This is a genomic window from Streptomyces sp. NPDC001351 (assembly GCF_042896045.1).
GTDB lineage: Bacteria > Actinomycetota > Actinomycetes > Streptomycetales > Streptomycetaceae > Streptomyces.
In genome coordinates this window covers 123861-143716 of sequence record NZ_JBIAWS010000014.1, presented here as the reverse complement: position 1 = coordinate 143716, position 19856 = coordinate 123861, and the positions used below count along the sequence as shown (strand labels likewise).

General features: G+C 72.6%; 21 protein-coding genes. 15 read left to right on the top strand and 6 right to left on the bottom strand.

The window, feature by feature from the left end; genetic code table 11:
* Window positions 1-19: 19 nt before the first annotated feature.
* Window positions 20-1189: a universal stress protein gene (locus ACFY1U_RS39280; RefSeq protein ID WP_390698821.1), complete on the bottom strand. Its 1170-nt coding sequence runs from the start codon at window positions 1187-1189 to the stop codon at window positions 20-22.
* Here ACFY1U_RS39280 and ACFY1U_RS39275 point away from each other — a divergent pair.
* The 10 genes from ACFY1U_RS39275 (at window position 1188) to ACFY1U_RS39230 (ending at window position 11107) form a co-directional block, all read left to right on the top strand.
* Window positions 1188-1910 (top strand): CBS domain-containing protein, encoded by a 723-nt coding sequence (locus tag ACFY1U_RS39275; protein ID WP_390698820.1) that lies wholly within the window; start codon window positions 1188-1190, stop codon window positions 1908-1910. The genes ACFY1U_RS39280 and ACFY1U_RS39275 overlap by 2 nt on opposite strands.
* A gap of 138 nt (window positions 1911-2048) precedes the next feature.
* Window positions 2049-2471, top strand: a complete 423-nt coding sequence (locus ACFY1U_RS39270; protein WP_390698819.1) for an Hsp20/alpha crystallin family protein — start codon at window positions 2049-2051, stop codon at window positions 2469-2471.
* Window positions 2472-2646: 175 nt separating this feature from the next.
* Window positions 2647-3162 carry a hydrogenase maturation protease gene (locus ACFY1U_RS39265; protein WP_390698818.1) on the top strand — a complete coding sequence of 172 codons (516 nt, stop codon included), beginning with the start codon at window positions 2647-2649 and terminating at the stop codon, window positions 3160-3162.
* A gap of 190 nt (window positions 3163-3352) precedes the next feature.
* Window positions 3353-4423 (top strand): zinc-dependent alcohol dehydrogenase family protein, encoded by a 1071-nt coding sequence (locus ACFY1U_RS39260; RefSeq protein WP_390698817.1) that lies wholly within the window; start codon window positions 3353-3355, stop codon window positions 4421-4423.
* A 180-nt stretch (window positions 4424-4603) separates the two neighbouring features.
* Window positions 4604-5479 carry a universal stress protein gene (locus ACFY1U_RS39255; protein ID WP_390698816.1) on the top strand — a complete coding sequence of 292 codons (876 nt, stop codon included), beginning with the start codon at window positions 4604-4606 and terminating at the stop codon, window positions 5477-5479.
* Complete coding sequence (locus tag ACFY1U_RS39250) at window positions 5476-6375, top strand: HAD family hydrolase (RefSeq protein ID WP_390698815.1); 900 nt, start codon at window positions 5476-5478, stop codon at window positions 6373-6375. The genes ACFY1U_RS39255 and ACFY1U_RS39250 overlap by 4 nt, the downstream gene beginning before the upstream one ends.
* Entirely contained in the window at window positions 6372-8741 is a 2370-nt protein-coding gene (locus ACFY1U_RS39245; RefSeq protein WP_390698814.1) for a glycoside hydrolase family 65 protein, read from the top strand. The genes ACFY1U_RS39250 and ACFY1U_RS39245 overlap by 4 nt, the downstream gene beginning before the upstream one ends.
* A 126-nt stretch (window positions 8742-8867) precedes the next feature.
* Window positions 8868-9167 (top strand): SHOCT domain-containing protein, encoded by a 300-nt coding sequence (locus ACFY1U_RS39240; RefSeq protein WP_390698813.1) that lies wholly within the window; start codon window positions 8868-8870, stop codon window positions 9165-9167.
* Between the two features lie 35 nt (window positions 9168-9202).
* A complete protein-coding gene (locus tag ACFY1U_RS39235; protein WP_390698812.1) occupies window positions 9203-10192 on the top strand; it encodes an Acg family FMN-binding oxidoreductase in 990 nt (329 codons plus the stop codon).
* A gap of 123 nt (window positions 10193-10315) precedes the next feature.
* Window positions 10316-11107: a universal stress protein gene (locus tag ACFY1U_RS39230; protein ID WP_390698811.1), complete on the top strand. Its 792-nt coding sequence runs from the start codon at window positions 10316-10318 to the stop codon at window positions 11105-11107.
* Here the strand turns inward: ACFY1U_RS39230 and ACFY1U_RS39225 are convergent, their stop codons facing one another.
* Window positions 11108-11809, bottom strand: a complete 702-nt coding sequence (locus tag ACFY1U_RS39225; RefSeq protein ID WP_390698810.1) for a response regulator — start codon at window positions 11807-11809, stop codon at window positions 11108-11110.
* Between the two features lie 231 nt (window positions 11810-12040).
* Between ACFY1U_RS39225 and ACFY1U_RS39220 the strand changes: the two genes are divergently transcribed.
* On the top strand, window positions 12041-12628 hold the full coding sequence (locus tag ACFY1U_RS39220; protein ID WP_390698809.1) for a hypothetical protein: 588 nt from the start codon (window positions 12041-12043) through the stop codon (window positions 12626-12628).
* A 48-nt stretch (window positions 12629-12676) separates the two neighbouring features.
* Here the strand turns inward: ACFY1U_RS39220 and ACFY1U_RS39215 are convergent, their stop codons facing one another.
* Together ACFY1U_RS39215 and ACFY1U_RS39210 are read right to left on the bottom strand one after the other, a co-directional pair.
* Entirely contained in the window at window positions 12677-13336 is a 660-nt protein-coding gene (locus ACFY1U_RS39215) for a CBS domain-containing protein (RefSeq protein ID WP_390698808.1), read from the bottom strand.
* 23 nt (window positions 13337-13359) lie between these two features.
* Complete coding sequence (locus ACFY1U_RS39210) at window positions 13360-13824, bottom strand: cyclic nucleotide-binding domain-containing protein (protein WP_390698807.1); 465 nt, start codon at window positions 13822-13824, stop codon at window positions 13360-13362.
* 204 nt (window positions 13825-14028) lie between these two features.
* On the opposite strand from ACFY1U_RS39210, the gene ACFY1U_RS39205 reads away from it, so the two are divergent.
* Entirely contained in the window at window positions 14029-14253 is a 225-nt protein-coding gene (locus ACFY1U_RS39205; protein ID WP_390698806.1) for a hypothetical protein, read from the top strand.
* A gap of 5 nt (window positions 14254-14258) precedes the next feature.
* Here ACFY1U_RS39205 and ACFY1U_RS39200 read toward each other — a convergent pair whose 3' ends face one another.
* On the bottom strand, window positions 14259-15911 hold the full coding sequence (locus tag ACFY1U_RS39200; RefSeq protein ID WP_390698929.1) for a SulP family inorganic anion transporter: 1653 nt from the start codon (window positions 15909-15911) through the stop codon (window positions 14259-14261).
* Between the two features lie 264 nt (window positions 15912-16175).
* Here ACFY1U_RS39200 and ACFY1U_RS39195 point away from each other — a divergent pair, with 264 nt between their 5' ends.
* The 3 genes from ACFY1U_RS39195 to ACFY1U_RS39185 are packed head-to-tail and all read left to right on the top strand — an operon-like array spanning window position 16176 to window position 19012.
* Complete coding sequence (locus ACFY1U_RS39195; protein WP_390698928.1) at window positions 16176-17081, top strand: universal stress protein; 906 nt, start codon at window positions 16176-16178, stop codon at window positions 17079-17081.
* Window positions 17082-17111: 30 nt separating this feature from the next.
* Complete coding sequence (locus ACFY1U_RS39190; RefSeq protein WP_390698805.1) at window positions 17112-18134, top strand: zinc-dependent alcohol dehydrogenase; 1023 nt, start codon at window positions 17112-17114, stop codon at window positions 18132-18134.
* A 5-nt stretch (window positions 18135-18139) separates the two neighbouring features.
* Complete coding sequence (locus ACFY1U_RS39185) at window positions 18140-19012, top strand: universal stress protein (protein ID WP_390698804.1); 873 nt, start codon at window positions 18140-18142, stop codon at window positions 19010-19012.
* Window positions 19013-19026: 14 nt separating this feature from the next.
* On the opposite strand, the gene ppk2 is transcribed toward ACFY1U_RS39185, so the two are convergent.
* Window positions 19027-19830: a polyphosphate kinase 2 gene (gene ppk2 / locus ACFY1U_RS39180; RefSeq protein ID WP_390698803.1), complete on the bottom strand. Its 804-nt coding sequence runs from the start codon at window positions 19828-19830 to the stop codon at window positions 19027-19029.
* Window positions 19831-19856: the final 26 nt, after the last annotated feature.

Sequence of the window (19856 nt, the reverse complement as noted above, 5' to 3'; positions counted from 1 at the left end):
CCTGGTGTCTTCGGGCGAGTCAGTCGTGCGGGACGATCACGACCGGGCAGCGCACGTGGTGCATCACCGCGTGCGCGACGGGCCCGGTGTGTGCGCCCAGCCTGGCCGGACGGTTCCTGCGGCCGACGACCAGCAGCCCGGCGTCCTGTGCGGCGTGCAGCAGCTGCTGGGCCGGGCGGCCGTTCTCCACCAGCGTCCGGACCTTCACCGTCGGGTACTTCTCCCGCCACGGCTGGAGCGCGCCGTCCAGTGCGGTTTCGGCGGCCCGCTGTGCGGCGGCACTCATCGTGGCCGCCGCGGCGGGCGGGGCGTACGTCACGTGCCAGGTGTGCAGCACCTGCAGCCGTGCGGAACGCAGGGCCGCGCTCTCGAAGGCGAACGCGAGCAGTTCCTCGCACGGATGCGCGACGTCCACACCGACCACGACGTCGCGATACGGCGTGCGCAGCGACGGCCGGCCCTCCGCGTCCGGCAGGTGCTCGTCCTCTGCGGTCCGGTCGGCCCGCACGAGCACCACGGGCCGTGCCACGCGGGCCACCGTCGCGAGCGCCACCGAGCCGGCCATGAAGCCGCCGAACCCGCTGAACGCCCGGCTGCCCAGGACCAGCAGCTCGGCCTCGGCGGCCGCCTCGACGAGCGCGTCCGCCGCGGGACGGGGGATCTGCTCGGCACTGAGATACACCTGCGGGTGACGCTCATTGAGCTGGTCCATGGCTCCGCGGAGGATCCGCCGCGCCCAATAACGCGGCGCGTCCAGCTCGGGCAACTGCGACGTGTCGGACTCCAGTCCCTCCCACGCGTGCACCAGGCGCAGCGGAAGGCCGCGCCGCAATGCCTCCCCGGCCGCCCACTCGGCGGCGGCGAGGCTCTCACGTGAACCGTCCAGGCCTACGACAACGGGGCGAAGCACGGCCACCACCTCCCCGGCTCGTCGGCCGCCCTGCTCCGGGCGGCCCTCTGCACCACCAGCGTCTCCGGTGAGCCGCCCGCCCCGGCAGGGGCTGCGTGGCCTGCGGAACGGGCCGAACGGCCCCTGGGTGCGCTGTTCCGGCTGAGCAGCGCAAAGAGAGCCCACCGGAACCAGGTACTGGGCCACTCGGCCCATGCCGACGGTGGGCCGGTACCCGACGCTGGAGGTGTCGTGCGGCACGAGCACGTCGCGCGGCGCGAGCACAAGGGAGGACGCCATGCACGGCACTCCGCACATCGTCAGCGATGTGATGACCCGCACCGTCGTCGCCCTCGGCCGCGGAGCGACGTTCAAGGAGATCGTGAAGACCATGCAGCAGTGGAAGGTCAGCGCCATGCCCGTGGTGGAGGGCGAGGGCCGGGTGGTCGGTGTCGTCTCCGAGGCCGATCTGCTGCCCAAGGAGGAGTTCCGCGACGGCGACCCGGACCGGTACACCCAACTGCGCCGGCTGGCCGACCTGGTCAAGGCCGGCGCCGTGACCGCCGAGGAACTGATGAGCGCACCGGCCGTCACCGTCCAGGCACACGCCTCGCTCGCACAGGCCGCCCGGATCATGGCGCTCCACAAGGTGAAACGACTGCCGGTGGTCGACGCCGAAGACATGCTGCGGGGCATCGTCAGCCGGGCCGACCTGCTGAAGGTCTTCCTGCGGAGCGACCAGGACATCGCCGGGGAGGTGCGGCGCGACGTCGTCGCCCACCTGTTCCCCGCGGAGGCCGAGTCGATCCGGGTCGAGGTGCGCGAAGGCGTCGTGAAGCTCACCGGCAGGACCGGCGACACCGCCCTGGTGCCCATCGCCGCACGTCTGGTGCGGGCCGTCGAGGGTGTCGTGGACGTGGACTGCGCCCTGCTGGGGCCGCGCCGGCGCCCGGACCTCGACCCGGACCTGCCGGACACCGAGACGACCGCGCCGCCATCGGGAGTCGGCGGCGCGTCCTGAGGCGGCGCCCCAACCGGCAGGTGCCGGGGGGACGTTGGGGCGCCAGGGCCGACCGGGCCCGGTGCGGGTCCGGTCGGCCCACGCGCGTCCCGCCCCGGCGCGGGACGCTGGAAGTGGCGAAGAAGAGGAGGAGGGGACATGACTGGCATGATCGAACGGCTGCCGGGCTGGCCGACCCTGCCCGACCTGTTCGGCTGGGTCGAGACCGGTTTCCCCGGGGCGCACCCGGTCCCCGGACTGCACGGCATCCGCATCGAGGAACACCTGGCGGACGACAAGTACGTGCTGCGGGCGGAGCTCCCGGGCATCGACCCCGCCAAGGATGTCGAAATCACCGTCGCGGAAGGCGTTCTGACCCTGCGGGCCGAGCGCAGTGAGGAGACGACACAGAAGCACCGCACGGAGTTCCGCTACGGCACCTTCGCCCGCTCCGTCCGGCTGCCGGCCGGGGCCAAGGGCGACGAGGCCACGGCCGAGTACAAGGACGGCGTCCTGACCGTCACCATCCCGGTGCCCGAGACCAAGACGGGCACGACGACCATCCCGGTGCGGCAAGGCTGAGTGCGGGCGGGCGCCCGCCCGCACCCGCGGTGCGCGGCCGGTACGCCGGCCGCGCACACGTCTGCCCGGGCCGGACGGCCGGGCCGGGCGGACCGTCTCCGAGGTCCTTCGGCCCAGCGACCGGAACACCGGGCTCCGGCAAGGGTGGAACAGACGCAGTGCAGGGAGAAGAGCCATGACTGTCTCCACTCGTATCGCGATCATCGCCATCGGCGATCCGGACCGGCACGACGACGGTGTGCCCCGAGCGGTGCTCTCCCGGCTGCGGGAGCGTGCCACCGAAAGGCCGCTGCCCCCGGGCACCCTGCTCGCCGCCTGCGACCCCGACCCGGCGCGGCTGATCCGGCTGTGGGAGAACGCGGAGCTGGCCGTCGTGCTGGAGTCCGCCCGCGCCCGCCCGAGCCACCCCGGCCGCATCTACCGGCTCGAACTGGACACCGCGGCGCTGTGGCGGGCCGGCACGATGCGCCCGCGGGGCCTGGGCGAATCCGTCACCGTGGGCAGGGCGCTCGGACGACTGCCGGGCCACCTGGTGGCGTACGCCGTGGACGCTGCGGACACCTCGCTCGGCCAGGGGCTTTCCGAACCCGTCGCCGCGACGGTCGGGCAGCTCGTCACCTGCGTCGAGGCCGAGATCGTCCGCCATCGGGCCGCGGTCTCACAGGGCTTGGCCGACCGGGCCCGGCCATGAAGGACGGGAAGGGCCTCATCCACTTCTCGCGGATCCTGATCGCGCGGTGCGCGGCCACCGGCCGCTTCCCCGCGCCTCTGCCGGGTCCTTCCCGTCATCTCCAGCACAACACGAGGACACCGGACACGCCAGGGCCACTCGGCCTTGAATCACGGACCCGGAGCGGCCCGGCAGGAAGGTGAGGTCGGAGATGAAAGGCTACGTGTTCCACGGCCCAGGACAGGCGGCCTGGGAAGAGGTCGCAGACCCGGGCCTGGAGGAGGCCACCGACGCGATCGTGCGGGTCGACGCCGTCACCATCTGCGGGACGGATCTGCACATCCTCAAGGGCGATGTGCCCGAGGTGCGCCCGGGCACGGTGCTGGGGCACGAGGCGGTCGGTGAGATCGTCGAGGCCGGCAGCGACGTGCGGACCGTACGGCCCGGGGACCGGGTCCTGGTCTCCTGCATCAGCGCCTGCGGACGCTGCCGCTACTGCCGCGAGGCCATGTACGGCCAGTGCCGGGGCGGCGGAGGCTGGATCCTGGGTCACCTGATCAACGGAACCCAGGCCGAGTACGTACGGGTCCCATACGCCGACCTTTCCGTGCATCCGTTGCCCAGCAGCGTGGACAACGAGGACGCCGTGCTGCTGGCCGACATCTTCCCGACGGCCTACGAGGTGGGCGTGCTCAACGGCCAGGTACGTCCCGGTGACACCGTCGCCGTGGTCGGGGCGGGGCCCATCGGCCTGGCCGCGATCGCCACGGCCCGGCTGTTCGCCCCCGAGCTGATCCTCGCCGTGGACCTCGCCGCGTCCCGCCTCGATGCGGCCAGGAAGCTCGGCGCGGAAGCAGTGGCCGACGCGAGCGAGGCGCCGGAGCAGCTGATCGCCGACCTCACCGACGGGCTCGGTGCCGACGTGGTCATCGAGGCGGTCGGCGTACCGGAGAGCTTCGAGCTGTGCACGCGCATGGTGCGCCCCGGCGGGCACGTGGCCAACGTCGGTGTGCACGGCAAGCCCGCCACCCTGCACCTGGAAGACCTGTGGATCAAGAACGTGACCATCACCACGGGGCTGGTCGACACACGCTCCACCCCCACACTGCTGCGGATGGCGGCGGCCGGACGACTGCCTACGTCACAGCTGGTCACGCACGGCTTCCCGCTCGACCGCATGGAGGAGGCGTACGAGGTCTTCGCCCGCGCAGGCGAGACCGGCGCGCTCAAGGTGGTGCTCGGCGGCCCGCGGCGCGAGGTCGTCCCCGTACCGACGGCATGACGGGAGCCCGGCCGGAGCAGCCGCCCCGGCCTGGGCCGTGCCGTTCATGGAACGGGCATGGGCCGAGCGGCCCCGCGCGGGGGCCGAACCACCCCTGCTGAGCCCGGGCTGCCGGTGTCACGGTGGGAGTGGAGTTCCGCGCTGAGCTCCCGCACAGACCGACGAAAGGCGGTGGGGAAGATGGAGCTGCCCCTGGTCGTGGGCGTCGACGGATCCGGCGGAAGCCTCGCCGCGGTCGACTGGGCCGTGGACGAAGCGGCCCGGCACGGCCTGCCCCTGCGCCTGGTGTACGCCTCGCTGTGGGAACGCTACGAGGGCACGGTGCCGTCCAACAGTCTTGAACGTCCGTCCGAGCAGGTGATGGCGGAACACGTCGTCGCCTCCGCCGCGGAGCGCGCCGCGCGGCGCAACCCCGATGTGAAGGTCACCACCGATGTGCTCCCCGAGGAAGCGGCCGCAGCGCTCCTGCACGAGGGCAACAACGCCTCCGTACTCGTGACGGGCTCGCGCGGGCGCGGCGAGCTGGCGGGTCTGCTGCTCGGCTCGGTCGGACTGGCCGTGGCCGCCCGCGCCCACGGTCCGGTGGTCGTCGTCCGCGGCGACAAGGCCGGCCTCGCGGGCACCCATGAGCGGATCCTGCTCGGCGCGGGGGAGCCGGCGACCGGCGGCGCGGCCGTGCGGTTCGCCTTCCGCGAGGCCGAGGCGCGCGGGTGCACCCTCGACGTCGTGCGCACCTGGCGCTGTCCCGCACACGAGAGCGCCGACGACCCCCGGCGGGCGGAGGACCCCGCGCACCGCCACGAGGAACAGGCGGCCGCGCTGCTCGACACCCTGCTCGCAGACGCGATCACCGACCACCCGGGGGTCCTGGTGCGCCGCGTCACGGTCGAGGGACCGGCCCGCAAGGTGCTGCTGCACCGCTCGGCCGCCGCGGACCTCGTGATCGTCGGGGCGCAGCGCCGCACCGGCCACGGCGGCCTCCAACTCGGCCGGGTGGCCCACACCTTGCTGCACCACGCCGACTGCCCAGTGGCAGTCGTGCCCCAGCAGGTATGACCGTGCACCGGTCCCTCAGCGGCCTCGACGAAGTCCGCACCGGCTCGACAGCGCCCCACAGGGGCGCGGGGAACGGCGCGACCAGCCACGACGACGCCGCGGACGATCGACGGCACAGCGCCCCGCGGCGGAGCCGCACATCGGCACACCCCGCGGAGCGCCCCGCACCGGTGCTGCGGGACGTGCGAGCCGTCGTCTTCGACACCGACGGCGTCATCACCGACTCGGCCCGGGTGCACGCCGCCGCCTGGAAGACGGCCTTCGACGCCTACCTGCGCGCCCACCCGCCCCGGGATCCGGGGCTGCGCCGCCCCTTCGACGTGCGCGAGGACTACCTGCGCCACGTGGACGGCAAGTCCCGGCTCGACGGCGCCGCGGCCTTCCTCCGAGCACGCGGCCTCGACCCCTCGGAGGAGACCGTGCGCGCCGTCGCAGCGGACAAGGAGCGCCTGTTCACCGAGCGGCTGCGCGCCCACGGCGTCGACGCGTACCCGGGAACGGTACGGCTGGTGCATGTCCTCCGCGACGCCGGGATACCCCGGGCCGCGGCCTCCGCGTCCCGCCACGCCGGTGAGCTGCTCGACCGGGCCGGGGTGCTCGACCTCTTCGACGTGCTCGTGGACGGCGGCGAGGCGGCCCGGCTGGGGCTGCGGGGCAAACCACGGCCGGACCTCTTCCTCGAAGCGGCCCGCCGGCTCGGCGTCCCCGCGGTACGCACCGCCGTCGTGGAGGACGCCCTGGCGGGCGTGGAGGCGGGCCGCCGGGGCGGATTCGCCCTGGTGATCGGCGTCGACCGTACGGGCCTCCCGGACACCGGGCGGCGGCTGTTGGAGCACGGCGCCGACATCGTGGTGTCCGACCTCGCCGAACTGGTCGTACGAGGAGGGCCGAAGTGACGGGCTGGACCTGGGAGTACGAGGGCTACGAACCGGCCGACGAGCGGCTGAGGGAGGCGCTGTGCACGCTGGGCAACGGCTACTTCGCCACCCGGGGAGCGCTGCCCGAGTGCGCCGCGGACGAAGTGCACTACCCGGGCACCTATGTGGCGGGCTGCTACAACCGGCTCACCTCCGACGTGGCGGGCCGCCAGGTCGAGAACGAGGACATGGTCAACCTGCCGAACTGGCTGCCCATGCGCTTTCGCCTGCCCGGCGAGCGGTGGCTCACCCCCGACACCGCGACCGTGCTCGGTCACCGCGAGACCCTGCACCTGTCCTCGGGGCTACTGGAGCGCCGTACGACATACGACCTCGGCGGGGAGCGAGCGCTGACGGTACGTCAGCAGCGGCTGGTGCACATGGCCGACCCTCATCTGGCCGCGCTGCGCACCGAGTTCACCGCCGAAGGTCATGCCGGCCGGCTCGACGTCGAGGCTGCCCTCGACGGCGGTGTCACCAACAGCGGCGTGCCCCGCTACCGGGACCTCGACGGCCGCCACCTCACCCATGTGCACACCGGAACCGCGGCCCCGGACACCGTGTGGCTGCGCTGCCGTACCCGCACGTCGGACATCCGTATCGGCATGGCGGCCCGTCTGACCGCCGGCACACCCGTCACGATCAGCCACGAAGTGCCGCGTGCCGTCCAGCGGTTGAGCCTGGACCTGGCCGCCGGGGACACGGCCGTCGTCGACAAGACGGTCGCCCTGCACACCTCGCGCGACCCGGCGATCAGCGACCCGCTGTTCGCCGCCGTCGACCGGGTGACCCGGGCGCCCGGCTTCGACGAACTCCTCGAATCCCATCTCACGGCCTGGGACCAGCTCTGGCGCCGCGCCGACCTCGAGGTCGACGGGGAGGCGGGCCGGATCCTGCGGCTGCACCTGTTCCACGTCCTGCAGACGCTCTCCCCGCACACCGCCGACCTCGACGTCGGTGTACCCGCCCGCGGACTGCACGGCGAGGCCTACCGCGGACACGTCTTCTGGGACGAACTGTTCGTCCTGCCCTACCTCAACCTGCACTTCCCCGAGGTCTCCCGTGCCCTGCTCCGCTACCGCCACCGCCGCCTCGAACAGGCCTGCACCGCCGCCCGGTCGGCGGGCCGCCGGGGTGCGCTGTACCCCTGGCAGAGCGGGAGCGACGGACGCGAGGAGACCCAGCAGCTGCACCTCAACCCCCGCTCGGGACGCTGGCTGCCCGACCACTCCCGGCTCCAGCACCACGTCGGCTCGGCCATCGCGTACAACGTGTGGCAGTACTGCGAGGCCAGCGGGGACGCCGAGTTCCGCAACACCAAAGGCGCCGAGATGCTGCTGCAGATCGCCCGCTTCTGGGCCGACTCGGCCATCTACGACGAAAGGCTCGGACGCCACCGCATCAAGGGGGTGGTCGGCCCCGACGAGTACCACGACGCCTACCCCGGCGCCGCGGAGCCCGGCCTCGACGACAACGCCTACACGAACGTCACGGCCGCCTGGGTGCTCTCGCGCACGCTCGAACTGATGCAGTCGCTGCCCGAGCCGCGGCGGCGTGAACTCGTCGAACGCACCGGCCTCGACGGCGGCGAACTCGAACAGTGGGAGGACGTCTCCCGCACCCTCCACGTGCCCTTCCACGACGCTGTCATCAGCCAGTTCGAGGGTTACGGCGACCTCGCGGAACTCGACTGGGACGGCTACCGCGAGCGATACGGCGACATCCGGCGCCTCGACCGGATCCTGGAGGCGGAGGGCGACACCGTCAACCGCTACCGGGCCTCCAAGCAGGCCGACGTCCTGATGCTCGGCTATCTCTTCGCACCGGCCGAACTGCAGGGCCTGTTCCGCCGGCTGGGCCTGCGGCTCGACGAGGACATGTGGCGGCGCACCGTCGACCACTACCTGCAGCGCACCAGCCACGGCTCCACGCTCAGCGGGCTGGTCCACGGCTGGGTCCTGGCCCGGGCCCGGCGGGCGGAGGCGTGGAAGTTCTGCCTGGAAGCCCTCCGGGGCGACGTCGCGGACGTCCAGGGCGGCACCACCGGTGAGGGGATCCACCTGGGCGCCATGGCCGGCACCCTCGACCTGGTCCAGCGCGGACTGACCGGCCTGGAGACGCGGGGAGGCGCGCTGTGGCTCGATCCGGTGCCGCTGCCCGAGCTGTCCTCGTACGGGTTCGCGTTGCGCTACCACGAGCACTGGGGCGTACGGCTGAGGCTGGAGCGCGGGCTGCTGGAGATCGCGGTGCCGTCGTCCGACGGCTCGCCCATCGACGTACGGCTGCCGGACCGGGCGGTCTGCCTGCAGCCGGGGGAGACGGGCCGGCTGCTGCTCGGGGACTGAGGGCGAACGGGGCCCGGGCTTGGGCCGGATGGTCCCGGGTCGACACCGGGCGGCCCATACCCGCTGGTCGCGCGGGGTGTGAGGGTGGCCGTGAGAAGCAGTCCGAGACAGAGGAAGCGGTCCGCGATGTACTGGGACGGTCACGACATGAACGGGTGGGGCTGGTTCACGATGTCGATCAGCACGGTCCTGCTGTGGGCCCTGCTCATCACCGTGGCCGTGCTGCTCTTCCGCACCCTGAACCGGGCGCCGGAGCCCCCGCGCACCCCTCCCACCGCCTCGCCCGAGCAGCTGCTCGCCGTGGGGGCACCTCCCACGCCCTTAAGGCAGTGGGGGAGCTTCGCCCGGGGTGAGATCGACGAGGAGCAGTACCGCCGCAGCCTGGCCGTGCTGCGCGGGGACGGCCCCACCCTCGCCAAACACTGACAGAACCGCCCCGCCCGTCCGAGGGGAGGCGCGCCATGCCGGCGCAACCACTCGACACGACGAACATCACGAGCCTGGTGGCCGCGGCCACGGCCGCGCCGTCTCTGCACAACGCGCAGCCGTGGCGATTCCGCCATCACACCAGGGTCGGCACGGTCGAACTGCGTGCCGACTTCGAACGCGCCATGCCGGACACCGATCCCGGAAACCGCGGCTTGCACATCGGCTGTGGCGCGGCTCTGTTCAACCTTCGTGTCGCGGCGGCCGACAGCGGCCTGCACGTCGATGTGCATCTGCTGCCCGATCCCGCCGACCGGGAGCTGCTCGCCGTCGTGCATCTCAACGACAGCGAGCGGCCCGACCGTGACCTGGCGACGCTGTTCCCGGCGATCGCCCGCCGGCACACCAGCCGCGATCCGTTCCAGGACGAGCCGATCCCGGCCGCCGTCCGGGACGCCCTGCGCGACGCCGCCCTCAGGGAGGGCGCCCAGCTGGCCTTCCCCGACGCCTGGCACGTGGAGTCACTGCTGGAACAAGTCCGTGACGTCGAGGGACGCGACAGCCTGCACCCCGAGCGTCTCGAGGACGTGCAGCGGTGGACCCGTATCGGGGCGGAGAGTGCCGGCACGGCCGTGGACGGCATTCCCGAGGGGGCCTTCGGGCCGCGCAAGCGGGGCGGCCGCGCTCCGGTCCGTGACTTCGCCGGCCGTCGCGCCGTGCCCGGCCGTCCGGCGGCCGTCTTCGAGACCACGCCGCACCTCGCGCTGCTGGGCACGCACCATGACCACCCCGACGACTGGCTGCGCGCGGGACAGGCGCTTGAACGAGTCCTCCTGCTGGCCACGCTCGACGGCCTGGCCACCTCCCTCACCTCCCACGCACTGGAGCAGGCGGACCTGCGGGAGCTGGCCCGCGATCCACGCTCGGCCATGGGCTTCGTACACATGGTGCTGCGCCTCGGTTACGGGCCGGCGGGGACGGGGACACCGCGACGCCCCGTGCACGAGGTACTGGAGATCGGCTGAGGGCCCGGTCGGGGCCCCGGCAGGGCCGGTCGGTGCGCCCCCGGGGCCCGTCGGCCCAGTGCGGCCAAGGCAAGGCAGGCGAAGGCTGAAAACCGCGAAAACCGCAGACGAGGGAGGGGCACCATGAACGGTCCGGTCGTGGTGGGAGTGGACGGTTCGCCGGCGGGTCTGGTGGCTGTGGAGGTCGCGGCGCGGGAGGCCGACCGGCGCGGAGTGGGTCTTGAGCTGGCGCACGCCCTGACCTGGTCCGAGGAGCTGGTGCCTGCCGGTGTGGCGCCCTGGGATCCGGATGTCGGCGGGCTGCGGGACCGGGTGAACGAGGCACTGGCCGACGCCGAGTGGCGGGCCCGCCGGGTGGCGCCCGACTTGGCGATCAGGCGTGAAGTCCTTGTCGGCGAGCCGGTGACGGTGCTCGGGTCCGCGTCGCGCGCCGCCTCGCTCACCGTGGTGGGGAGCCGCCCCGCGCACGGTGTGCGGGGCCGCCTGCACGGCTCGGTCGCCGGTCGTCTGACGGCCCGTGCGGGCTGCCCGGTGCTGGTGGTGTGCGGCAGGCAGAGCCGGACCGGTCCCGTCGTCCTGGCGCAGGACGAGTCACCAGGGGCCCGGGAAGTCGCCGAGTTCGCCTTCGCGGAGGCCTCGGAGCGCGGTGCGGACCTGGTGGTCCTGCACCGGACAGCGGCCGTACGAGCCCTGTCCGGGCTGCGCGAGCAGTATCCGGACGTCGCCGTGCGTACCCGCCCGGTCCGGAGCCGTTGGCACCGCTCCCTGGTCGAGGCGAGCGTCGGCGCGCAGCTCGTCGTGGTCGGCGTACGGCGGCGCAACGGCAGTGCGGCCGCGCTGTCCGGTCCCGGCGGCCGGGCGATCCTGCGGCACGCACACTGCCCCGTCGCCCTGGTCCCGTCCGGAAAGGTGTGATCAGTGCGTGGGTCGGTCGCCCGTCTCCGGCTGGTCCAGGTGTGTGGCGAGGACGGCGGCCTGCACACGGCGTTGCACACCGAGCTTGGCCAGCAGCCGGGAGATGTGGTTCTTGACGGTCTTCTCCGAGAGATAGAGCTGCTTGCCGATCTCACGGTTGGTGAGTCCGTCCCCGATCAGCGCGAGGATCTCCCGCTCGCGCGGCGACAGACCCGCCAACTCGGGTGCCACCGAGGGCGTCTCGGCGGGTTCGGTGCGCAGGGAGCGCATGAGCCGGGCGGTGGTGGCCGGGTCCAGCATGGACTGGCCGGAGGCGACGGTGCGGACCGCCGAGATCAGGTCGGAGCCCTTGATCTGCTTGAGTACATAGCCGGATGCGCCGGCCATGATGGCGTCGAGGAGGGCGTCCTCGTCGTCGAACGAGGTGAGCATCAGCACGGCGAGTTCGGGCATACGGCTGCGCAGGTCCCGGCAGACGGAGATGCCGTCGCCGTCGGGCAGGCGGACGTCCAGGACGGCGACGTGGGGGCGCACGGCGGGTGCGCGGACGAGGGCGTGCTCGACGTTCTCGGCGTCGCCGACGACGCTGATGTCGGGTTCGGCGTCCAGCAGGTCGGCCAGCCCGCGCCGGACGACCTCGTGGTCGTCGAGCAGGAAGACGCGGATCGGGTCCTGCGCCGTGAAGGTGCGTGCCTCGCTCATGTCGACCCCTCGTTCCCCGGATGTATGCCGTGCGGGCGGCAGGCCGCACGGCACGACGATCATCACGCGTGGGGACCGGACGCACTAGGGCCGACCGGCCCCACTCGCCGCCACCGTACGCCGACCGGCCCCGCTGCCCGACGAGAAGCGGCTGCCTCTCCCATGGAAGGCGATCTGGTGAGACCTTTTAGGTGTGTGCGTCCTCATTGCACCCGTAAGGGGGTGTGACCGATGCGAAAGGTCAGACGCGCGAAGGTCCTGGGGTGGCGCTGGCGGAGCAACCCGCTGCGCAGGCGCAGCGATGTGGTGGAGGCGTGGATCGTGCTGGCCGCCTGGACGGCCGCTACGGCCGGAGCGGTGGCCGCAGGGACGGTCGGGGCGCAGGCCGCGCAGCGTGTGGTGAACGAGGACCGGGCGGGCCGTCGGCCGGTGTCGGCGGTGGTCCTGAAGACCGTGGCCGGAAGCGGGCGGGACGTCGTCACCGGTGTGCGGTACGACCGGGTGCTGGCGACGGTGCGCTGGAGCGACGGGAAGGGAACGGTCCGTACGGGCATGGTGGACGTGAAGTCCGGGGCGAAGGCGGGCAGCGGGGTCCAGGCCTGGACGGACGGGCGCGGCCACCTGGTGTCGGCACCCGTGAGTGCCGAGGAGGCGGCGACACGTGTCGTGCTGGCCGGCACCGGAGTCGGGCTGGCGACGGGGCTGACGGTTCTCGGCGGCGGCCGGCTGGTGCGGCTGCGCGTGCAGCGGCGGGCCACCGAGCGGTGGGGAGCCGAATGGGAGCGGGTCGGACGGGAGTGGGGGCACAGGACGGGCTGAGACCGAGACGACCGGCCGACCACCGGGACACCGGGACGGTGGCGTCGATCAGATGGCCGGCAGGTCCTGTCCGTCGAGCGCGAACTCCACGTCCACGACCCCCTCGACCGCCCGGACCAGGCGCGCGGCCACCGGCACCAGGGACGTGTCGCGCACCCGGCCGCCGAGCGTCACGACCCCGTCGCGGACCTCGACCCGTACCTCCGAGAGCGGTGTGGTGAACAGATACGAGACGATCTCCCGCCGCACCTCCTCGGCGATCTCCTCGTCGTCCCGCAGGAACACCTTGAGCAGGTCCGCCCGGCTGACGATGCCCTCGAGGCGCCCGCCGTCGTCGACCACCGGCAGACGCTTGACCCGGGCCGGGGCCATCTCCCGCGCGGCCTGCGCGAGCGTGGCGTCCGCCCGGATGGTGAGGGCGGGTGAGGTCATCAGCTCGCCGGCGGTGACCGAGCCCGCCTTCGCGAGGTCCGACAGCCGTCGCAGCTGCGTGTACCGGTCGGGATCGCTGTCGCGGAACTCCTCCTTGGGCAGCAGATCGGCCTCGGAGACGACCCCCACGACCCGGTTTCCGCCGTCCACCACGGGTACCGCACTGACCTTCCGGTCCTGCATGGCCCGCACGATGTCCTTGAAGGCGGCCTCGCGGCCGACTGCGGCGACGGTACGGGTCATCACGTCACTCACGATGTGCGGGAATGCGTGCACGACGCCTCCTTGATCGCTCGGGTTCAGCGCAGCGTCCCGCTGCCGTACGGGGCATAGAGGTCCAGCAGCCGCACCCGGGCCGCCTGCAGCCGGTGGGCCACGACCTCACCCACCCAGCGGGCGATGCTCCGTCCGAACGCGGGATCCTCCTGGCAGATCGTCCGCACGGTCGTGGCGTCGAACTCGTACACCCGCAGCGGTGAAGCGGCCTCGGCTCCGAGGTGCCAGGTGTAGGGGGCGAACAGCCAGGACCAGCCGAGCAGTTCGTTGTGCCCCACGGACTCGATGACGGCCGACCGCCGGCCGGGCACACGCATGTCGAGATCGACCGTGCCGGTGCGGATGATCCAGAACCGGTCGGCGCGACCGCCTTCCTCGAAGAGCCGGGTGCCCTCGGGGAACGACACCTCCCGGGCGATCCGCATCAGCCGCTGCCGGTGCTCGGCAGGCAGCGCCCGCGGCATGCTCGTGGTTGCGGGAGCGTTCATGGCGTGCCTCCACTCAGGCGTACGGACTACCACTCCCAGCGTGGGCGCGGGGCCCGGACCGGACCAGGGGCCACCCGGCCCCACGATCGGGCCGACCGGCGGTGCGCCCCACCCCTGTGGCACGCTGTGCCGCCTGTCCGGCCGCAGTTCGATGGTGGTGAGAGAACCAAATTGCGGAACGACGGAGCGGAAAGGGGGAACACCATGGGTACGAGCCTGACTCCGGAATTCTGGCGGCAGTTCGCCGTTCTCCTGGTGATCGCCATGGCAGTCACCTTCGTGCTCAGCACGGCACTCGACGCGCTGGTCCTGCGGGCGCAGCAGCGCCGTGCCGCACGGCGGCCGTCGGACCCAGGGACGTCCGCAACAACCCGGACGACCGGGACGACGACGCGCCGGCCCGTCGTGCGCACGCCAGTGAAGAACTGACCGGTCTAAGCCTCGCGGCACCACGTCCGGTACGCCGCCACGGCGGTCGGCAGGGTGGGAAAGATCAGGTCCCTGCCCACTGTTTCGGCAAGCCCGTACGCCTCCAGGTCGTCGAGGAGGTCCTGCTTGACCCGGGCGAGTGCGAACACGATGCCGCGACGGGTGAGTTCGCGGCGCACCTCGTCGACCGCGTCCAGGGCGGTGATGTCCACCTCCACGTTCGCCTCGGTGTTGAGGACGAACCAGCGGACCGCGGTGGTCTGTTCGTCCACCGAGGCCAGTGCCCGGCGGCGGAAGTCCTGCGCGTTCGCGAAGAAGAGCGGGGAGTCGTAGCGGTAGACGAGCAGGCCCGGGATGGTGCGGGCCTGCGGGTAGTCGTCCACGTCGTGCATGCCGGCCACGCCCGGCACCAGCCCCTCGACGGCGTCGTGCGGGCGCGCCACCCGGCTCAGCAGCTCCGCCACGGACAGCCCGACGGCGACGATCACGCCGTAGAGGATGTCCAGAGTCAGCACCCCGGCCAGGCAGCCGAGCGCCAGCAGCAGTTCGCGCCGCCGGAAGGAGGCCAGTCGGCGAAAGCCGGTGACGTCGATCATGCGGACGGCGGCGTACACCACGATCGCGCCCAGCACGGCCGAGGGCGTGTGGGTCAGCAGCGGGCTGAGGAACAGCAGCACGGCGATCACCACCAGACCGGCCACCAGCGAGTACGCCTGGCTCCGTGCCCCCGTCGAGGAGGCTAGCGCGGTGCGGCTGGCGCTGCTGCTCACCGGAAAGCCGTGCAGACAGGCGGCCCCGAGGTTGGCCGCGCCGAGGGCGAGGAACTCCTGGTTGGCATCCAGCTCCGAGCCGTCGTCGTCGGCGATGGTGAAGCCGCGGGCGGTGAGAATGAAGTCGGTGTAGGCGACCAGGAGGACGCCGAGGGCGGGCAGCACCAGGTGTGGAACTTCCGTCAGGTCCGGAAGGGCGAAGTCGGGCAGGCCCGCCGGGACCGCGCCGATCACCTTGATGCCGTGCCGGCCGTCCAGGTCGAAGACGGCCACGGACGTGGTGCCCAGCACCAGGACCAGCAGCGGTCCGGGCGCCAGGGGGAGCCATCGCCGGACCGCGAACAGGAGCACGATCGTGACGGTGGAGAACAACACCGTGGCCGGGTGGGCTTGGCCGAGGTGCCGGATGAAGGACCACAGCTGCGGGAAGAACCTCGAACCCGTCGTCGGCACCTTGGTCAGCCTGGTCAGCTGGTCCACGACCATGATCAGGGCCACGCCCGCCAGATAGCCGATCAGGACCGGGCGGGAGAGCAGGTCCGCGACGAAGCCCAGGCGCAGCACCCGCGCGGCCAGGCACAGCAGACCGACCGTGGCCGCCAGCGCGACGGCCAGCGTGGCGTAGCGGCCCGGGTCGGCACCGGCCAGGGGAGCCACCACGGTGGCCGTCATCAGCGCGGCCGTCGTCTCGGGGCCCACCGACAGCAGCCGCGAGGTGCCCAGCAGGGCGTAGAGCGCGAGCGAGGGCAGGATCGCCCACAGTCCCGTGACCGGCGGCAGTCCGGCCACGCTCGCGTACGCCATCACCTGCGGCACGAGATAGGCGGCCACCGTCACCCCGGCCAGCAGGTCGCCGCGCAGCCACCTTCGCCGGTAACCGAGGAGCATGGCGAGCCCCGGCAGCACTGTTCGCCAGGCCCCTCGACGATCGACGAGGGTCCCGACGACAGGCACCGCCCGCCGCCCTGCGGATCTTCGCACCATGGCCCGCCTTTCGCCGTCCGGCCTCAGCATCCAACGGCCGCGCGCCCGCCGCAGCTCCCTCCCCGCGATGGGGCCGGTCGGCCCCTGCTCAGGACCAGCGGCCCCTGCACCGGGCCCCCTGCCGGAGCCGACGCTGGGAGCGGATGAAACCGGGAGGTGGAGATCATGATGCCCCGTACCGTCACCGTGGGCCTGGACGGGTCACCCGAGAGTCACGCCGCCGCCGAATGGGCCGCCCGCGAGGCGGATCTGCGCGGCCTGCCACTGAAGCTGGTGCACGTCTGGGAGGCCGCACCCGACCCGCTCGCGCAGGCACCGCTGCTCGGAGCCGAGACGCTCCAGCACTGGACCGAGCGCGTTCCTCGTGAGGCCGCCGAAGGGCTGCGGCTGCGTCACCCCGGCGTCGAGGTGATCACCGAGCACTTCACCGGACGGCCCGCCGAGGTCCTGGCCGCCCAGGCGAAGGAGGCCGAACTGCTCGTCATGGGTTCCCGGGGCCTGAGCGGGATCGGCGGCTTCCTGGTCGGTTCGGTCGGCTACGAGGTCGTCGCGCACGCCGACCGCCCGGTTGTCCTGGTCCGTGCGGGAGAGCAGGCCGCGGACGAGCACGAGCCGGACCCGGTGGGCGTCCCGTCCGCCGCGGGCCCCTATCTGCCCGTGCTGCTCGGCCTGGACGCCGATTCCGCCGACGAGGCACTGATCGGGTTCGCTGTCGACGAGGCCGTCCGCAGGTCCACCTCCCTGCGGGTCGTCCACGGCTGGAACCCGTCCCCGTACATCTCCTACGGCGTCCCCGCGGACTACGAACTCCACCGGTCGCTGGCCCGGCAGCACGCCGACGCCCTGACGGACGTCATGCGCCCCTGGCGGCAGAAGTTCCCGGACCTCTCCATCACCGAGGAGTCCCGCTACGGCAGCCCCGCGAGCTTCCTGGTCGACGCCTCCGGCAGTGCCTCCCTGGTCGTCGTCGGCCGGCGCCACCGGCACGGCCCCCTGCGTCCCCACATCGGCCCCGTCACGCACGCGGTCCTGCATCACGCCACCGCCCCCGTGGTCGTCGTGGCCCACGACTGACGCACCCCCTCCGACAGGAGCTCAACAACCATGAAGGCAGCCGTCGTACAAGCCCTCGGCGCCCCTCTGGTCATCGAGGACCGGCCCGATCCCGAGCCGGGCCCCGGCCAGGTCCGCGTCCGCGTCGAGGCCTCCGGGCTGTGCCACACCGACATCCACGCCGCTCACGGCGACTGGCCCGTGAGGCCCGAACCGCCGTTCGTGCCCGGCCACGAAGGCGTCGGCCTCGTCGAGAAGCTCGGCGACGGCGTCACCCATCTGAGGGTGGGGGAGCGGGTCGCCGTGCCGTGGCTCGGCAAGGCCTGCGGACGGTGCGAGCACTGCCTGTCCGGCTGGGAGACGCTGTGCGAGCAGCAGATCAACACCGGGTACGGCTGCGACGGCGGACACGCCGAGAAGATGCTGGCCTGGGCCGACTTCGCGCAGCCGGTGACGGAGGGCGTCAGCGCCTTCGAGGCCGCCCCGCTGACCTGCGCCGGCGTCACCACGTACAAGGCGCTCAAGGTCGCAGGCGTTCAGCCGGCCCAGCTCGTCGCGATCTCCGGCATCGGTGGCCTCGGCCACCTCGCCGTCCAGTACGCGAAGATCGCCGGAGCCACCGTCGCGGCCGTGGACGTCACCGACGAGAAGCTCGAACTGGCCGCGGAACTCGGCGCCGACCTCGTCATCGACGCCCGCGAGCAGGACGTCGGCGAGGTGCTGAGGCAGCACGGCGGCGCCCACGCGGCGATCGCCCTGGCCGTGAACGAGGCCGCGTTCACCGCCGTGAACTCCGGGTTGCGGCGCGGCGGGAAGCTGGTGATGGTGGCACTGCCGGCGCACGGCACCATCCAGGTCCCGATTTTCGACACCGTCCTGAACGGCACCTCGGTGATCGGCTCGATCGTGGGCACCCGTCAGGACCTCGCCGAGGTCTTCCGGCTGCATGCGGCGGGCCGCACCAGGGTCATCCACGAGACCCGACCGCTCGCCGCGGTCAACGAAGCCATCGACGAGGTGCTGCGCGGCCAGGTCAAGGCCCGCATCGTGTTCGACCTCGGCACGGAAAGGTGAAAACGATGGAACTCCCTCTGGTCGTGGGCGTGGACGGCTCCGAGCCGAGCCTGCGTGCCGTCGACTGGGCCGCCGACGAGGCTGTGCTGCGCGGGGTGGAGCTGCGGGTCGTGTACGCCTCCCTGTGGGAGCGCTACGAGGGCACCTCCCTCGCCACGGACCTCGGCAAGCCCTCCGAGGCGGTGCTCGCCCAGGACGTGGTCGACCTCGCGGCCCGGCGGGCGCACGAGCGCCATCCGGACCTGAAGGTGACGCCGGTGGCGCTGGCCGAGGAACCCGAGTACGCCCTGGTGCACGAGGGGCGTCAGGCCTCCGCGCTGGCGGTGGGCAGCCGTGGCCGCAGTGGCATCGCGGAGTTCCTGCTCGGTTCGGTCAGTCTGTCCGTGGCCGCGCACGCCGACTGCCCGGTGATCGTGCTGCGCGGGAACCACGACAAGCAGGCGGTGCCGGGCGCTCACGGACGTGTCGTCCTGGGCGTCGGCGAGGACGGCGCCGAGTCGTCGGCCGTGCGCTTCGCGATCGACGAGGCGCGCCGTCGCGGGGCGCGTCTGGAGGCCGTACGAGCCTGGCGGTGCCCCGCGCACGAGAGCACCGACCACCCGCTCATGGCCGGGGAACCCGCCCGGCTGCACGAGGAGCGGGCCGTGGCGGCGCTGGAAGGGGCACTGCGGGACGTGCCGGCGGACGCCGACGTGCACCGCCGCACCGTCGAGGGCCATGCCCGCCGGGTCCTGGCGGACCTCTCGCGCGACGCCGACCTGCTGGTCGTGGGTGCCAAGCGACGCGAGGGACGCTTCGGGCTCCAGCTCGGCCGCGTCGCCCACGCGGTACTGCACCATTCCGCCTGCCCGGTCGCCGTCGTACCGCAGCGCGGGTGAGCGCCGTGTCCGGTTTACAGGTTCGCCGCGTGATCGGGGACGTACGTCTGCAGGTCACGCGGCGAACGCTGGTAGCCGGTCGGCTCCGGCCGGTCCGGCAGCTCCAGCACCGGCGGCAGCACGTCGTGATACGGCAGGGAATCCAGCAGATGGGCGATCATGTTCAGCCGTGCCCGGCGCTTGTCGTCGCTCTCCACGACGAACCACGGTGCCTCGGTGATGTCGGTGTGCACCATCATCTCGTCCTTGGCCCGGGAGTACGCCTCCCAGCGGGTGATCGACTCCAGGTCCATCGGCGAAAGCTTCCAGCGCCGCAGCGGGTCCTCCATACGGCTGCGGAAGCGCGCCTGCTGCTCGGTGTCGCTCACCGAGAACCAGTACTTGCGCAGCACGACCCCGGCCTCCACCAGCATCCGCTCGAAGATCGGGCATTGCCGCAGGAAGAGCTGGTACTCCTCCTTGCTGCAGAAGCCCATCACATGCTCGACCCCGGCCCGGTTGTACCAGGACCGGTCGAACAGCACGATCTCCCCGGCGGCCGGCAGATGCTCGACGTACCGCTGGAAGTACCACTGGGTGCGTTCGCGCTCCGTCGGCTTCGGGAGGGCCGCGATCCGGGCGAAACGGGGGTTGAGGTGCTCGGTGACCCGCTTGATGGTGCCGCCCTTGCCGGCCGCGTCCCGTCCCTCGAAGACGATGACGAGGCGGGCGCCCTCCGCACGTACCCACTCCTGCAGCTTCGCCAACTCCGTCTGCAGGCGCAGCAGTTCCTTCTCGTACGTCTTGCGCGGCACCTTCGCCGCCTTCTTGCCGGCCATGCCGCCTCCACCGTCCCGCTGACCAC

Bases quoted from the DNA above. Each gene is read 5' to 3' on its own strand.
- ACFY1U_RS39250 (WP_390698815.1), top strand. From the start codon at position 5,476: ATGACCGTGCACCGGTCCCTCAGCGGCCTCGACGAAGTCCGCACCGGC.
- ACFY1U_RS39270 (WP_390698819.1), top strand. From the start codon at position 2,049: ATGACTGGCATGATCGAACGGCTGCCGGGCTGGCCGACCCTGCCCGAC.
- ACFY1U_RS39195 (WP_390698928.1), top strand. From the start codon at position 16,176: ATGCCCCGTACCGTCACCGTGGGCCTGGACGGGTCACCCGAGAGTCAC.
- ACFY1U_RS39190 (WP_390698805.1), top strand. From the start codon at position 17,112: ATGAAGGCAGCCGTCGTACAAGCCCTCGGCGCCCCTCTGGTCATCGAG.
- ACFY1U_RS39205 (WP_390698806.1), top strand. From the start codon at position 14,029: ATGGGTACGAGCCTGACTCCGGAATTCTGGCGGCAGTTCGCCGTTCTC.
- ACFY1U_RS39280 (WP_390698821.1), bottom strand. From the start codon at position 1,189: ATGGCGTCCTCCCTTGTGCTCGCGCCGCGCGACGTGCTCGTGCCGCAC.
- ACFY1U_RS39210 (WP_390698807.1), bottom strand. From the start codon at position 13,824: ATGAACGCTCCCGCAACCACGAGCATGCCGCGGGCGCTGCCTGCCGAG.
- ACFY1U_RS39235 (WP_390698812.1), top strand. From the start codon at position 9,203: ATGCCGGCGCAACCACTCGACACGACGAACATCACGAGCCTGGTGGCC.
- ACFY1U_RS39275 (WP_390698820.1), top strand. From the start codon at position 1,188: ATGCACGGCACTCCGCACATCGTCAGCGATGTGATGACCCGCACCGTC.
- ACFY1U_RS39200 (WP_390698929.1), bottom strand. From the start codon at position 15,911: ATGCTCCTCGGTTACCGGCGAAGGTGGCTGCGCGGCGACCTGCTGGCC.
- ACFY1U_RS39260 (WP_390698817.1), top strand. From the start codon at position 3,353: ATGAAAGGCTACGTGTTCCACGGCCCAGGACAGGCGGCCTGGGAAGAG.
- ACFY1U_RS39255 (WP_390698816.1), top strand. From the start codon at position 4,604: ATGGAGCTGCCCCTGGTCGTGGGCGTCGACGGATCCGGCGGAAGCCTC.
- ACFY1U_RS39225 (WP_390698810.1), bottom strand. From the start codon at position 11,809: ATGAGCGAGGCACGCACCTTCACGGCGCAGGACCCGATCCGCGTCTTC.
- ACFY1U_RS39220 (WP_390698809.1), top strand. From the start codon at position 12,041: ATGCGAAAGGTCAGACGCGCGAAGGTCCTGGGGTGGCGCTGGCGGAGC.
- ACFY1U_RS39185 (WP_390698804.1), top strand. From the start codon at position 18,140: ATGGAACTCCCTCTGGTCGTGGGCGTGGACGGCTCCGAGCCGAGCCTG.
- ACFY1U_RS39230 (WP_390698811.1), top strand. From the start codon at position 10,316: ATGAACGGTCCGGTCGTGGTGGGAGTGGACGGTTCGCCGGCGGGTCTG.
- ppk2 (WP_390698803.1), bottom strand. From the start codon at position 19,830: ATGGCCGGCAAGAAGGCGGCGAAGGTGCCGCGCAAGACGTACGAGAAG.
- ACFY1U_RS39265 (WP_390698818.1), top strand. From the start codon at position 2,647: ATGACTGTCTCCACTCGTATCGCGATCATCGCCATCGGCGATCCGGAC.
- ACFY1U_RS39240 (WP_390698813.1), top strand. From the start codon at position 8,868: ATGTACTGGGACGGTCACGACATGAACGGGTGGGGCTGGTTCACGATG.